The following is a 13,928-nucleotide window of genomic DNA, read 5'->3' on the forward strand; positions in this document are numbered from 1 at the left end:
ATGGCAGCACCGGACCTGTGGAAAATAACGGCGGACCGCCGGAGGAGGTGGCGACATGCGGATAGGAATCATGGGCGGGACCTTCGATCCTGTGCATACCGGCCATCTGGTTGCGGGAGAATGCGCCCGTGCCGCCTGCGGGCTTGACGAGGTGTGGTTTATGCCCGCCAACGTGCCGCCGCATAAACCGAACGCCCCCAAGGCTTCGGCTGAGCAGCGCTGGGAGATGGTGTGCCGCGCCGTGTCGGACAATCCCGCTTTCCGTCCGTTCGATCACGAACTCCGCAAAGGCGGGGTTTCGTACTCCGTCGATACGATCCGGGAGCTGAGAGCCCGGTACCCGGAGCACGAATTTCACTACATTATCGGAGCCGACATGGTCGAGTATCTCCCCAAATGGCGTGAAATCGGAGAGATCATGAAGATGATCGGCTTCATCGGTCTCCAAAGGCCCGGCTTCGAGCTGCAACCGGATGCGCTTCCGGCGTTCATCCGGCAGGGCGTCCGTCTGGCTCCGATGCCGCTGCTGGACATTTCCTCCACGGATATCCGGACCCGGAGGCGGGAAGGCCGTACCGTCCGCTATCTCGTCACGGCTCCCGTACACGATTATATCGAAGGGATGGGCTTGTATGAATCGTGAAGAGATGATGAAGACTGTAAAAGAGGAAATGCCCGAAAAACGGTGGAGGCATACTCTAGGTGTCATGGAAACCGCCGTAATCCTGGCCCGGCGGTTTGGCGCGGATGAGGAGAAAGCGGACCGGGCCGCGATTTTGCACGATGTGTGCAAATACTGGCCCGTAGAGAAGCAGGCCGATGCGATTCGCGAAAGCGGGTTTCAGACTGACGTCCTGTCTTTCGATAAAGAGATGTGGCATGCTCATGCCGGGGCTTGGATCGCTTCCGCCCGGTTCGGCGTGAAGGACGAGGATGTGCTGAATGCGATCCGCTATCATACTTCGGGCAGGGAAAATATGTCCACTCTGGAGAAGGTCGTCTGTCTGGCCGACTATATGGAACCCGGAAGGGATTTTCCCGGCGTGGACAAGATCCGCGAGCTCGCGGAAACGAGTCTGGAACGGGCCCTGCTGGCCGGATTCGACTCTACGCTTTCGTTCCTTCTGCAGAAGGGCAGACGCATTTACCCGCTCACCGTGCTGACGCGCAACCGTTTAATCCTCGAATTAGACGTGTAATACTGGGTGATAAGAGCATTTGATTAACGGAATTAACGAACCAAATGATAACGAACGGAATTTAATATAGGGTGTACATGCTGGTTAACGTGAACGATTTTGTGATACCGTCCAGCAAGAAGGAGGATGATGGGATGACAGTAAATCCGGAACAGTTGATGAATCTGGTTGTGGATGCGGCAGAAGACAAGAAAGCCATTAACGTGGTGGCTCTGGACCTTCAGGAAATTTCCCTGGTGGCCGATTATTTCGTGATTTGCAACGGTAATTCGGAAACGCAGGTGCAGGCTATAGCCACGGAAATCCGCAAAAAAGCGGATCAGCACGGCGTCACCGTCCGCGGCCTGGAAGGCTACGACACCGCACGCTGGGTGCTTGTGGATCTGGGAGACGTCGTTGTCCATGTGTTCCACCGGGACGACCGGGAATACTACAACATCGAGCGTCTCTGGTCCGACGCAAGGGTTGTGGAACGCGTATGAGTCTGGAAGCGGGAACTCTCGTAACGCTTGATGTAACGAGAGAAGTATCGCCGTACGGTTATTTCGTAACCGACGGGGACCGGGAAGTGCTGCTCCCGTATGCGGAAACGAACCGGAAACTGAAAGCCGGCCAGCAGGCCGAAGTTTTCATTTATTACGATTCGGAAGACCGGATGGCCGCCACGATGAACCGGCCGATGCTGCTTCTCGGAGAACTGGCGCTGCTTGAGGTCGTGGACCTGCATCCGCGCTTCGGGGCCTTTCTGGAAATGGGCATCGGCCGTAATCTTCTGCTGCCTTTCAAGGAAATGCCGGAGCTTCACGAACTTCGTCCTCAAGTGGGGGACAAAGTATTCGTGACGATGGATCATGACCGCCAGGGAAGATTGGTTGCACGCCTTGCCGGGGAAGATATTCTCTCGGAAAAATGTTTTCCGGCCCCGCAGGCGTGGAGAAACCAGTGGCTGGACGCGCGCGTGTACAAACCTCTGCAAATGGGCACGTTCGTCGTCTGCGACGGTGGCGTCGTCGGCTTCGGCGTCATCGGACTGATCCCCTCGACGGAGCGCTCTGGCCTTCTCAGAGTCGGCGAGGAAGTCAGCGTCCGGGTCACGTACATCCGTGAAGACGGACGCGTGAATCTGTCGATGCGGCAGCCGAAGGAAAAAGGACGGGACGAAGACGCCGAGCGGGTTCTGGCGGTTCTCCGCGAACGTCCGGGCGGCGCCATGCCTTACTCGGACCAGACCGAGGCGGATTTGATCAAATCCAAGTTCGGCATCAGCAAGTCCGCCTTCAAACGCGCGCTTGGCAAGCTGATGAAGGACGGCCTGGTGTACCAGGAGGAAAACTGGACGTATCTCAAGCAAGAGGAGAACTGACATGTCGTATCGTGATTTTGCTTATACGTACGACCGGCTGATGGAAGACATGCCCTACGAGGCATGGATTGCCTACGCCCGGCAGGCTTGGGAGGCTTACGGCCTCCGTCCGGAAACCGTTGTCGATCTCGGCTGCGGCACGGGAAACATTGCCGTGCCGCTCGCGAAGCTCGGCTGCAAAGTCGTCGGAATCGACTTGTCCGACGATATGCTGGCCGTTGCCCGGCATAAAGCCGAAGAAGAGGCCGCGGGAGGAGCGAAACCGGACATCCTGTGGCTGCAGCAGGACATGCGCGACTGGGAGCTGCCGGAGCCGGCGGATACCGTCATCTCCTTCTGCGACTGCTTCAATTATCTCCTCGAGGAAGAGGAGATAATTGAAGCTCTGGAGCAAGCGTACCGGGGGCTGCGGGGCGGCGGCGTTCTGCTGTTCGATGTCCACAGCCCGGCCCAGTTCGAAGAATACGCTTCCCTGCAGCCTTTCGTCTTCGACGAAGAGGATGTGGCGTACCTGTGGACCTGCGAGCTCGACGAGGAACGCACGGAAATCGAGCACGCGCTGACGATTTTCGTCCGTGAGGACGCTTCGTCCGCACGCGGCGGGGAGCCGCTTTTCCGGCGCATCGAAGAGACCCACAGACAGCGTGCGTACGATCCGCGCTGGCTGAAGGAGAGGCTGGAGGCGGCGGGCTTCGCGGACATCCGGATTTCCGCCGATTTTGACTGGGATGCGGAGTTTTCGCCGGATTCCCGCAGACTTTTTTATGCGGCCCGCAAACCTCTTGCCTAAAAACAGCGCTTTACTTGACAAAGAGCTTCAAAATTGCCTATAATCATTACAAATTTGTGTAATCGCACCAGCTATGAAGAGGATCATCCCTTTGCACGCATGTTTCCAGAGAACCGGCGGTCGGTGGAAGCCGGTACATGATGAAGGCGAACTCACCTCCGAGCCGGAAGGCGAACCGCAGTACGGCCGTTTCCTTGCAGCTGTGCCTGTCATCCGGCAGGAAGCCGGACGGAAGCGAAGATGTACTGCCCAGTAACCGGACCGTCTAGCCCGCGTTAAGGGACTTGAGTGAACAACCGGCAAAGCATGCCGTTTGTTAACTAGGGTGGTACCACGGGGAATATATAACCTCTCGTCCCTAGCCGTAAGAGCTAGAGACGGGAGGTTTTTTGGTTGCGATGATAACGTCAGGAGGACCTACACACATGGCACATGAAAAAGAACAGCAGGGCTACAACCCTCAGGTAATCGAGCCGAAATGGCAGAAATACTGGGACGACAACCAAACCTTCCGGACTTCGGACGAAGCGGGTAAACCGAAATTTTACGCGCTGGATATGTTTCCGTATCCGTCCGGCGCAGGACTGCACGTAGGCCACCCGGAAGGGTATACAGCTACCGATATCGTTTCCCGCTTTAAGCGCATGCGCGGCTTCAACGTGCTCCATCCGATGGGCTGGGATGCCTTCGGTCTGCCGGCCGAGCAGTACGCGCTCGATACGGGCAACGATCCGCGCGAGTTTACGAAGCAGAATATCGAGAATTTCCGCCGCCAGATCAAATCGCTGGGCTTTTCGTACGATTGGGAGCGCGAAATTTCCACGACAGATCCCGAGTACTACAAGTGGACCCAGTGGATTTTTATCCAGCTGTACAAAAAGGGCCTCGCTTACGTGGACGAAGTTCCCGTGAACTGGTGTCCCGCGCTCGGAACCGTTCTGGCCAACGAGGAAGTGATCGACGGCAAGAGCGAGCGCGGAAACCATCCCGTCATCCGGAAGCCGATGCGCCAGTGGGTGCTGCGGATTACCGAGTACGCCGAGCGCCTTCTGGAAGATCTGGAGGAGCTGGACTGGTCCGAAAGCATCAAGGATATGCAGCGCAACTGGATCGGCAAATCCAAAGGGGCGGAAGTCACTTTTGCTATCGACGGGCATGAAGGAGACGGCCTGACGGTCTTTACGACCCGTCCGGATACGCTTTTCGGAGCGACCTACTGCGTTCTGGCTCCGGAGCATGAGCTGGTTGCCAAGATTACGGCGTCCGGGCAGGATGCCGACGTGAAAGCGTACCAGGAGAAAGCCGCGCGCAAAAGCGACCTGGAGCGTACGGATTTGGCCAAGGAAAAGTCCGGCGTATTTACCGGCGCTTATGCCGTTAATCCCGTGAACGGCGCCAAGCTGCCGATCTGGATCGCGGATTACGTGCTGGCCGGTTACGGCACAGGCGCCATCATGGCTGTACCGGGACACGACGAACGTGACTGGGAATTCGCCAAGCAGTACGACCTGCCGATCATCGAAGTCGTACAGGGCGGCAATGTGCAGGAAGCCGCTTATGACGGAGAAGGACCGCACGTGAATTCCGGCTTTATCGACGGAATGGGCAAGGAAGAGGCTATTGCGTCCATGATCGCCTGGCTGGAAGAGAACGGCAAGGGCAAGGGCAAAGTAACGTACCGCCTGCGTGACTGGCTGTTCAGCCGTCAGCGCTACTGGGGCGAACCGATTCCGATTCTCCATCTCGAAGACGGAACGATGAAAACCGTGCCCGAAGACCAGCTTCCGCTTCTGCTTCCGCAGGTTGAGCACATCAAGCCGTCCGGAACCGGCGAATCTCCGCTTGCCAACGTGGAAGACTGGGTAAACACGGTCGATCCCGAAACGGGCATGAAAGCCCGCCGCGAGACGAATACGATGCCGCAATGGGCGGGAAGCTGCTGGTATTACCTGCGCTTTATCGATCCGCGCAACAACGATGCAATCTGCTCCCCCGAGAAGCAGAAGGAATGGCTGCCGGTCGATCTTTATATCGGCGGAGCGGAGCATGCGGTTCTTCATCTGCTCTACGCGCGCTTCTGGCATAAAGTGCTTTACGATCTCGGCGTGGTCCAAACGAAGGAGCCGTTCCACAAGCTCGTCAACCAAGGGATGATTCTCGGCGAGAACATGGAGAAAATGTCTAAATCCCGCGGCAACGTGGTGAATCCCGACGATATCGTCAATGAATTCGGTGCCGATACCCTGCGTATGTACGAAATGTTCATGGGGCCGCTGGAAGCGACGAAGCCTTGGAACACCAACGGCGTGGAAGGCTCCTACCGCTTCCTAAACCGCGTATGGCGTCTGTTCGTGGACGAGAACGGGGCACTCAGCGGCAAAATTTCCGAGGACGAGAATGCCGGCGGAGACGCGTTCAAACGCACATGGCACCGTACGGTGAAGAAAATAACGGAAGATTTCGAAGCGCTCCGTTTCAATACCGCTATCAGCCAGCTGATGATTTTCGTCAATGAGGCTTACAAGACAGAAGCTTTGCCGAAAACAGCCGTGAAGCATTTTGTCCAAATGCTTTCCCCGCTCGCTCCGCATATTGCCGAAGAACTGTGGCAAAAGCTCGGCGGAACCGGCTCCATCACGTACGAAGCGTGGCCGGTTTACGAGGAGGCTTGGACGGTGGACGACGAGGTGGAGATTGTCGTTCAAGTGAACGGCAAAATCGCCGATCGCGTCAAAGTCGCCAAAGATCTCGACGAAGCGGGCATGCAGGAGCTCGCGCTTGGCTTGGATAAAGTAAAAGAGCTGAGCGCCGGCAAAACCGTCCGCAAAATCATTGCCGTGAAAGGCAAGCTTGTCAACATTGTAGTCGGATAAACAGCCCGATATTTAGGGGTGCCCGGCAGGTCCGTTCCCCGTAAGGGAAGCTGGAACTGCCGGAGGCCCTCCGGACAGCCCGAAACGGCGGAGCCGCCTTTCTTTTTCAGAAAAGCGGTCTTCGCCGTCGGACGGCCCCGGAAAACCATCTAGGGTTCAAGTTTACTTCGCATGTGTTCGCTTCAACAATTCCGCATCCGTCCTTTAACCCCGATCCGCCAGGCTCCCTTTTACCACAAGCTTTTAGGTTTGATTGCCCGATACCCCTACTGTTTTATCCCTCTCTATTTTACCGCTTTTTTCCACTTTCTATTGTTTTTTTGTCGTAAATACCACTTCCACTTTCTCCAGATCCTCTTCGTATTTCGCATGCGTGATCCCGATTAACCGGTTAAACATACCGTCCAGATCTTGCTCCATCAACCGCAATCCCTCAGCCGTAATTCCTCCCGGAACGCGTACCCTTTTTTGAAGCGAAACCGGATCGAAACCGCCCGTCGTCAGAAGTTTGCCCGTGCCGAGCGTCATTTCGGAAGCGAGAATCGTTGCTTCTTCGGAAGATATCCCCGTCTCCGCCACTGCGGCTTCGATATATTTTTGGAGAAAAAAGGCCAGGAAGGCCGGCGCGCAGCTCGATAAATCGGAACTGATCCGGGTATATGCCTCCGAGACTCTGACAGGTGTGGAGATGTGAGTCAGAAGATTTTCAATCCATTCCTTATCCTCGGGATACATGCGCTCCCCGTGTATACACAGAGTAGATCCGCTGAGCACGTAATTGGTGATGCTCGGTATAATCTTCGTCACCTTGCATGGAAGCTGATCTTCCAGATGCTTGAGCAGAACCGGGCTCGTAATGGATACGACGATTTGAGACGGCTCCAGGACCGGCCGGATTTCGTCAATGACTCGCTTATAGTCAAGGGGCTTCACGCATAAAAAAACGACATCACGGCCCGCTGCGGCTTCCGCATTGCTGGAGGCGGCGGTTAGTCCGGCGTAGGTTTCCGCCAACCGTTGTACTTTGCCGGGAGTGCGGTTTGCGGCGCAGATTTGCTCAGGATTGAGCGCTCCCGAATGGATGAGCGCTTCGATCAGAATACTTCCCATGCTGCCCGTACCGATAAATCCCGCTTTCATCGACAACCCTCCTCATGAAATAGTCGGACTGGTCTCCTTCCGGCAATAGGACCGGTGCCGTATTCCGGAACGGATTCATTACACCCGACTCGTTACAGAAGCGGGCGCCGACAAGTTTAGCTCTTAATGCAGAGACAAAAAACTCAGGAACGTTTTCTTAACGGTATGAACATTCTCACACAATTATGCCGTTTTCCTGCGGAGTAAATATGTTCAATCATAAAATCAAAGGAGTGTTTCATGTTGAACTGGAATTTTCAGAGTTGGAAAAGCCGGGGCGTTCTGGCGGGCTCCGCTGCCGTAATCGCGGCAGGATTGGGAATCTGGCTGCTAGTCGGCCCGCGAGGCACCGTGCCGCAAGGTTTCACCGCCTTGAACGCCTCCATGGCGCAAACGATTGAAGGAACCAAGCCGGTATCGCCTTCGGAGAAGTCTTCTTCACCGTCATCGTCACCGCCTGCGAAGGCGGAGGCGAAGGGAGAAGCCGGCGCCGGGAGTAAGCAGGCGGGGGCGGAGGATTCCGAGGCAGGCGCTGCCGGAGGCGGCCCGGAGCAGGTCCCGGTCTCGACCGGGAAAGAGGCGGCCGCCGATGACAAACCTGCGCAAGGGGATCGGCAGCGGACTGTCGGTGGAGGGAGCGGACCGGCTGCGGGACTGCAGGAACCCGGGAGCGGGGCGGCGGTTCCGGTTCCGGAAACAAGTACGGGAGGAGGACCGAAAAGATCCGCCGGAGACAAGAAAATCCCGTCGGGTCCCAAAATCGATATTAATACAGCCAACCTGCAGCAATTGATGGAACTGCCCGGAATCGGCGAAAGCAAAGGGAAAGCGATCCTTGCATACCGGGAACGGCACGGGAAGTTTAAAAGGGCCGAGCAGCTGCTGGATATAAAGGGAATCGGGGAAAAAATGCTCGCGAAGATGAAGCCTTACCTGCAAATTAATCCTTGACGGGATTCGGGAAGGTTGTATGAACAAATGAAGAATATGCGTAAATGTCGGAATTGAGAAAATCTACTAAACTTTCTTTCATTTTACGAGGAAATATGAGAAAATAGGCCCAATCAACGCGATAAAGGAGGAAAGAACCATGTCCGAACAACGTCCTTATTCTTTGGAAACCTTGGCCGTACACGCCGGCCAGCAAATCGATCCAACAACGCTTTCCCGCGCGGTTCCTATTTATCAGACGACCTCTTACGGGTTCCGCGACGCGGACCATGCCGCAGATCTGTTCGCTCTAAAGGAATTCGGCAATATCTATACCCGCATCATGAACCCGACGAGCGATGTTTTCGAGCAGCGGATTGCCGCGCTTGAAGGGGGAGCGGGAGCTCTCGCGACCGCATCCGGTCAGGCAGCCATTACATACTCGATTCTCAACATAGCCGGAGCCGGTGACGAGATCGTGTCCGCATCCAGCTTGTACGGGGGAACCTACAATTTGTTCTCGACCACGCTGGCGAAGCTCGGCATCCGGGTGAAATTCGTCGATCCTTCGGATCCGGAAAATTTCCGCCAAGCGATTTCGGATAAAACCAAAGCCTTATACGCCGAAACGGTAGGCAATCCGCGCGGAGATCTGCTCGATGTGGAAGCCGTCGCCGCCATTGCGCATGAGAACGGCATACCGTTGATCGTCGACAATACGTTCCCGACGCCTTACCTGCTTCGCCCCATTGAGCACGGCGCAGACATCGTCGTGCATTCCGCGACGAAGTTTATCGGCGGACACGGGACTTCCATCGGCGGTGTGATCGTGGACGGGGGCAAATTCGACTGGAAGGCCAGCGGCAAGTTCCCCGGGCTTACGGAACCGGACCCGAGCTACCACGGCGTCGTTTACGCCGATGCCGTAGGACCGATCGCCTATATCATCAAGGCCCGCGTCCAGCTTCTCCGCGATATGGGGGCATCCATTTCGCCGTTTAACTCCTTCCTGCTTCTGCAAGGGCTGGAGACGCTTCACCTCCGCATGGAGCGTCACAGCTCGAATGCGCTTGCGGTGGCGCGTTTTCTCGAAGCCCATGAAGCGGTCGATTGGGTCAGCTACCCCGGTCTGGAAAGCCACAGCTCGTACAAATTGGCGCAAAAATATTTGCCTAAAGGCCAGGGAGCGATCCTGACCTTCGGTATCAAAGGCGGGCTGGAAGCCGGCCGCAAAGTGATCGAACAGGTTAAGCTGTTCTCTCATCTTGCCAACGTAGGCGATTCCAAATCTCTGATCATTCATCCGGCAAGCACGACTCATCAGCAGCTTAGCGAGGAAGAACAGCTGAGCGCGGGAGTAACGCCCGGGATGATCCGTCTGTCGATCGGTACGGAAGCAATCGACGATATCTTGCATGACCTGGAGCAGGCCATCTTGGCCAGCCAGCAGTAGGTGCGGCCATGACGGGGCGCAAAGACTGGGACACTTACTTCATGGATATCGCCTATATGGCTTCCACGCGCTCGCAGTGCAGCCGCCGGCATGTCGGGGCTGTGCTCGTGCAGGGCAAGAAGCTTCTCGGCACGGCATACAACGGGGCGCCCATGGGAGTTCCGGACTGCTCCGAGGAAGGATGCATGCTTGTCGAGGAGTACGAACTGCACGTCGCGGACGGTAAGGAAGAAATGATCCGCAAGCAGCGCTGTATCCGTACGATTCATGCGGAGCAGAATCTGCTTCTGTTCACCGACCGCGAAGACCGCGAGGGTTCCAGCGTCTACGTGACGGACCAGCCGTGCTGGACCTGCTCGAATATGCTGGCCAACAGCGGGGTGCGGGAGATCGTTTTTCACCGGCCCTATCCGAAGGACAGCGACAAGGTGAATGCCTTGATGGCTGCGAGGGGAATCGCTTTCCGCCAAATACAGGGATACGAGCCGCCCGAGGGAACGGACCACCGGATTGTCAACTGAACGAGTTCGGCGAACGGCTCGTTGTCTGCGGGATACGAACCCCGGCAAGCCGTTTCACCCAACGGAACACAAATAGCGTGAGGAAGAACCTCCGCCGCTCCAGTAGAGCAGCGGGGGTTCTTTTTGTTGTCCGGTGGAACAAAGGATACGGGATGTGGTCCGCCGCGTGAGGGATGCGTTTACCCGGCGACGGAAGGAAGCGTCGGCGATTACGAGGTTTCCCTGTCTAAGCAGGAGCGGAGTGAAATGGACTGAGAAAACTTGCGTGTTCTATTTCCGCAACGAATGAGCTTATCACACATATAGGGAGAGGGATGAGAAATGCGTTTAAACCGTAATGACATAGTAGGTTTGACGGTTTTGTGGGTTATCGGCTACGCGGCGGCCATATACGCGTCCAAACCGTGGATGACCGCCTGGAGCGGCGCAGCTTTCGCCGCCGCGGCCGCGGGCGTCATGGCGCTTCGTCTGCCGAAGCGCCGATGGATCGCTGCGGCGCTTGTCGCCGCCGCAGCCTGCTGCTATTACGCCGATACGGACCGGCGTAACAGCACCGCTCTGCCCGCCGCAGCCGCGGCTGCCGCACACGGCAGCCAGGTGAGCGTGGCGGGCACGCTGGCCTCTCCTGTCGCCGTCGACGGCGACAGAGCCTCCTTCGAGCTGCGCGTCTCGCAGCTCGGGGAGAGCGGCAGCGAAGCAGGCGCCGCCGCAGGAGCTCCGCCGGAGGAGCGGGTGCAGGTGTCCCTGCGCCTGCTGAGTCCGGCGGAGCAGACCGCCGCCGCAGCCTGGCGGCGGGGGGACCGGCTCGCCATGCGGGGCGAGCTGCAGGAGCCCGCTGCCGCGCGGAACTTCGGCGGATTCGACTACCGCCGCTATTTGCGCCAGCAGGGCAAGCACTGGCTGCTGGTCGTCAAAGGCGCCCAGCAGGTGCGGCACGGTCCGCCGGCGGCTATAGCCGCCGCTCTCACGAGTCCGCGGCTGGCGGCGGAGCGCCTCCTGCGGACGACGGATGCCCTCCGCGGCTATCTGGGGAGCCGCATCGACGGGATTTTCACGCCCGGGCAGGCGGGCTTTATGAAAAGCATGCTCATCGGATTAACCGATGATATGGACCCCGACCGGTACGGCCAATTTTCGAATCTCGGGCTGACTCATATTCTCGCGATTTCGGGGCTGAATGTGGCTGTTTTTCTGGGCGTTCTGATCTGGGTCCTGAAAAGGCTCGGACTGCCCAAAGAAACGTATCTGCTCGTTGCCGTCTTTCTGCTGCCTCTTTATATCCTTCTGACGGGAGCTTCTCCGTCCATTGTGCGGGCGGGCCTGATGACGATGATCGGCCTTCTCGCCGTCCGTAAAAACCGGATTAAAGATATTTTGCAAATCGCCTGCCTTGTCGGGTTGGGGCTTTTGATCTGGAACCCCTATTATTTGCTGGACGTCAGCTTTCAGCTTTCTTTTCTGGTGACGCTCGGATTGATCGTCGGCGTTCCCCGCGTTACCGCCCTTTTGCCCCTCAAGCACGGCATACCCCGCAATACCGCTGCCATTACCCTTGTGTCCCAGCTCGTTTCATTTCCCGTCTCTATCTATTATTTCAATCAATTCTCGCTGCTTTCCTGGCTCGCTAACGCGGCCCTCGTGCCTGTTTTCAGCCTGCTCATTTTCCCGGCGGGCTTGATTGCCACATGTCTCGGACTGGTGTATGTTCCGCTCGGCCGTTTGGGCGCTTGGGTAACCGAAAGCGGGACCGGATTTGTTTTCCGCATCGTCGAGTGGCTGGATCAGTGGGAGGGATTCCGGACGATCTGGCCGTCCCCTCCGGTTTTTTGGATAGCGGTTTACTATCTCCTGCTTGCCGGCATTTGCGGGGGCCTCGAGCGTCTGGTACGGAGCCGCCGCGCTCAAAACGAGGACGGCATTCCGCAGCTTCATGTGCCCGCTCCCGGGCGGAGTATGTTTTCCCGGTACAGGACGTCTTCAGCGGCCGTAATCGCGCTCGGTCTCGGCTGGTTCGGGCTTCTTTATTACGGTTATACGCCCGATCGCTGGAGCTCGGAGGCTTACGTGGATATGATCGACGTCGGACAGGGAGACAGCATCCTCATAAGGACACCGGAGCGTAAATATATACTGGTAGACGGAGGAGGGACCGTATCTTTCCGCAAGCCCGGAGAGGAATGGAAGCTGCGCGCCGACCCTTACGAGGTAGGAAGGAAAACGCTGGTCCCCCTTCTGAAAAAAAGAGGTGTCCACAAACTCGATGCCGTTATCCTGACCCATGAAGATGCCGACCACAGCGGGGGGCTTCAGGCTGTCCTCGAGGACATCCCGGTGGAGACGTTCATTTTCAACGGCACCTACAAGTCCGGTCCCCAAGTAGAGAAGCTGTTCCGTACCGCTATAGATAAAAAAATACCGCTTATTTCCGCCGCTTACGGGAAAACACTCCGCATGGACAACCGGACACGGCTCGATTTTCTCGCCCCTCTGCCGGAGAACGGGCAGCTTCCGGCGGGGACGGATTCGTCTCCGGACTCGCCCGGAAACGGGGAGAATGCACTTCCCGGTCAGCTCACGGCAGAAAAAAACGGAGCCGGGCCTGCACCGCCGGCCGTACCGGATATTTACGGCACCACCGGTAACCCCATCGTTCTGGAAAACGAGCAGAACGGAGTTTCCGTCGTTTTTCTGCTGGAAATGGAAGGGACTAGGTGGCTTTTTACCGGGGATATGGATGTGAAAGCGGAGCGCCGTGTCATGGAACTTCTGCAATCGCGGAAGTCCGCAAATGAAACGCCCGGGATGAAACCTCCACAGTCTGACAACGGCACGAAAGAACCGGACGGCACGGAAAACGGTACCCCGGCGGCTCCCGGGATCGATGTTCTTAAAGTGGCCCACCACGGCAGCAAAACGTCAACCGGAAGCGACTGGCTCGGCTACTGGAAGCCACGGACCGCGCTTATTTCCGCAGGGGTCAAAAATATGTACAGACATCCTTCACCGGACGTAGTCGCAAGACTGGAAAGAAATGATATCCGGGTCCTCCGGACGGATTTACTGGGGGAAATCCAACTGCTGGTAAAAAACGGGCAGATTTATGTCCGTTCGGTATTGTCCGGTAAGCCTGCAGTTTCAGGGGATAGTTGATCGACGTGCCGCAATCTGCGAAGAATGTGCGCACTCTCGTGCGTTCGGGATCTTCCGCACGGTCCGAGACTCCCCGGCGCACGGTGCTGGGCGTTACATGAGGGCGGCCGATACATGCAGGGTGCGCATGGCACGACGCAGGACGGAGATTTGACCGTCGATCCTTAGCGTACGGCTGAAAAGCCGTTATGCCGTTGCCGCAGTGCGCAGAAAGCCTTCCGCGATGCGAACGGAACGCGTGCCCGGATTGGCGGGCATTGGAATTTTTTCTTGTGGACAGGGGGCAATTTTAAGGTTGTTTTCAGCCGAAAGAAACATTTTAGCAACAATCTTATGCTATTGTTAAGGGACGGAGTTTTTTAATGCGGAAGATTCGACCGGGAGTTGGGAATTGTTCGCTTATTACGCGTACTTTCCCCATTTTGTTAATTATCTCCGGCTTAAGTGTACCTCCGGAAAATTTTTTGATATTCTTATAGAATGAAAGTCCTAATTTTGATGATGAGTTG

12 protein-coding genes are annotated in these 13,928 nt (G+C 56.8%); 11 read left to right on the plus strand and 1 reads right to left on the minus strand.

The features are described 5' to 3' along the window. Positions 1 to 55 precede the first annotated feature (55 nt). The 7 genes from nadD (at position 56) to leuS (ending at position 6,225) form a co-directional block, all read left to right on the plus strand. Positions 56 to 643 (plus strand): nicotinate-nucleotide adenylyltransferase, encoded by a 588-nt coding sequence (gene nadD / locus ACI48J_RS07875; RefSeq protein ID WP_326051566.1) that lies wholly within the window; start codon positions 56 to 58, stop codon positions 641 to 643. Beyond that, on the plus strand, positions 633 to 1,199 hold the full coding sequence (gene yqeK / locus ACI48J_RS07880; protein ID WP_326051567.1) for a bis(5'-nucleosyl)-tetraphosphatase (symmetrical) YqeK: 567 nt from the start codon (positions 633 to 635) through the stop codon (positions 1,197 to 1,199). Before nadD ends, yqeK begins: the two co-directional genes overlap by 11 nt. A 134-nt stretch (positions 1,200 to 1,333) precedes the next feature. Continuing rightward, positions 1,334 to 1,681 carry a ribosome silencing factor gene (rsfS, locus tag ACI48J_RS07885; protein WP_009675407.1) on the plus strand — a complete coding sequence of 116 codons (348 nt, stop codon included), beginning with the start codon at positions 1,334 to 1,336 and terminating at the stop codon, positions 1,679 to 1,681. Next, positions 1,678 to 2,562: a S1 RNA-binding domain-containing protein gene (locus ACI48J_RS07890; protein ID WP_405082381.1), complete on the plus strand. Its 885-nt coding sequence runs from the start codon at positions 1,678 to 1,680 to the stop codon at positions 2,560 to 2,562. The genes rsfS and ACI48J_RS07890 overlap by 4 nt, the downstream gene beginning before the upstream one ends. A 1-nt stretch (position 2,563) precedes the next feature. Further along, entirely contained in the window at positions 2,564 to 3,352 is a 789-nt protein-coding gene (locus ACI48J_RS07895) for a class I SAM-dependent DNA methyltransferase (protein WP_405082382.1), read from the plus strand. Positions 3,353 to 3,489: 137 nt separating this feature from the next. Beyond that, positions 3,490 to 3,621: a hypothetical protein gene (locus ACI48J_RS07900; protein WP_405082383.1), complete on the plus strand. Its 132-nt coding sequence runs from the start codon at positions 3,490 to 3,492 to the stop codon at positions 3,619 to 3,621. Positions 3,622 to 3,777: 156 nt separating this feature from the next. Then, entirely contained in the window at positions 3,778 to 6,225 is a 2,448-nt protein-coding gene (gene leuS / locus ACI48J_RS07905) for a leucine--tRNA ligase (protein ID WP_405082384.1), read from the plus strand. Between the two features lie 309 nt (positions 6,226 to 6,534). Here leuS and comER read toward each other — a convergent pair whose 3' ends face one another. Next, positions 6,535 to 7,365 carry a late competence protein ComER gene (gene comER / locus ACI48J_RS07910; protein ID WP_405082385.1) on the minus strand — a complete coding sequence of 277 codons (831 nt, stop codon included), beginning with the start codon at positions 7,363 to 7,365 and terminating at the stop codon, positions 6,535 to 6,537. Positions 7,366 to 7,605: 240 nt separating this feature from the next. Between comER and ACI48J_RS07915 the strand changes: the two genes are divergently transcribed. The 4 genes from ACI48J_RS07915 to ACI48J_RS07930 all read left to right on the plus strand — a co-directional run bounded on the left by ACI48J_RS07915 (position 7,606) and on the right by ACI48J_RS07930 (position 13,419). Next, positions 7,606 to 8,316, plus strand: a complete 711-nt coding sequence (locus ACI48J_RS07915; RefSeq protein ID WP_405082386.1) for a ComEA family DNA-binding protein — start codon at positions 7,606 to 7,608, stop codon at positions 8,314 to 8,316. 139 nt (positions 8,317 to 8,455) lie between these two features. Further along, positions 8,456 to 9,748: a homocysteine synthase gene (locus ACI48J_RS07920; protein WP_405082387.1), complete on the plus strand. Its 1,293-nt coding sequence runs from the start codon at positions 8,456 to 8,458 to the stop codon at positions 9,746 to 9,748. Between the two features lie 8 nt (positions 9,749 to 9,756). Further along, entirely contained in the window at positions 9,757 to 10,269 is a 513-nt protein-coding gene (locus tag ACI48J_RS07925) for a dCMP deaminase family protein (RefSeq protein WP_009675401.1), read from the plus strand. A 321-nt stretch (positions 10,270 to 10,590) separates the two neighbouring features. Continuing rightward, entirely contained in the window at positions 10,591 to 13,419 is a 2,829-nt protein-coding gene (locus tag ACI48J_RS07930) for a ComEC/Rec2 family competence protein (protein ID WP_405082388.1), read from the plus strand. The last annotated feature ends 509 nt before the right edge of the window (positions 13,420 to 13,928 follow it).

The sequence above is a fragment of the Paenibacillus chitinolyticus genome (genome assembly GCF_045038035.1).
In the GTDB taxonomy this organism is placed as follows: Bacteria; Bacillota; Bacilli; order Paenibacillales; family NBRC-103111; genus Paenibacillus_F; species Paenibacillus_F chitinolyticus_A.

Excerpts from the sequence above, each read along its gene's own strand:
- nadD (WP_326051566.1), top strand. The coding sequence starts at position 56 with ATGCGGATAGGAATCATGGGCGGGACCTTCGATCCTGTGCATACCGGC.
- yqeK (WP_326051567.1), top strand. The coding sequence starts at position 633 with ATGAATCGTGAAGAGATGATGAAGACTGTAAAAGAGGAAATGCCCGAA.
- rsfS (WP_009675407.1), top strand. The coding sequence starts at position 1,334 with ATGACAGTAAATCCGGAACAGTTGATGAATCTGGTTGTGGATGCGGCA.
- ACI48J_RS07890 (WP_405082381.1), top strand. The coding sequence starts at position 1,678 with ATGAGTCTGGAAGCGGGAACTCTCGTAACGCTTGATGTAACGAGAGAA.
- ACI48J_RS07895 (WP_405082382.1), top strand. The coding sequence starts at position 2,564 with ATGTCGTATCGTGATTTTGCTTATACGTACGACCGGCTGATGGAAGAC.
- ACI48J_RS07900 (WP_405082383.1), top strand. The coding sequence starts at position 3,490 with ATGATGAAGGCGAACTCACCTCCGAGCCGGAAGGCGAACCGCAGTACG.
- leuS (WP_405082384.1), top strand. The coding sequence starts at position 3,778 with ATGGCACATGAAAAAGAACAGCAGGGCTACAACCCTCAGGTAATCGAG.
- comER (WP_405082385.1), bottom strand. The coding sequence starts at position 7,365 with ATGAAAGCGGGATTTATCGGTACGGGCAGCATGGGAAGTATTCTGATC.
- ACI48J_RS07915 (WP_405082386.1), top strand. The coding sequence starts at position 7,606 with ATGTTGAACTGGAATTTTCAGAGTTGGAAAAGCCGGGGCGTTCTGGCG.
- ACI48J_RS07920 (WP_405082387.1), top strand. The coding sequence starts at position 8,456 with ATGTCCGAACAACGTCCTTATTCTTTGGAAACCTTGGCCGTACACGCC.
- ACI48J_RS07925 (WP_009675401.1), top strand. The coding sequence starts at position 9,757 with ATGACGGGGCGCAAAGACTGGGACACTTACTTCATGGATATCGCCTAT.
- ACI48J_RS07930 (WP_405082388.1), top strand. The coding sequence starts at position 10,591 with ATGCGTTTAAACCGTAATGACATAGTAGGTTTGACGGTTTTGTGGGTT.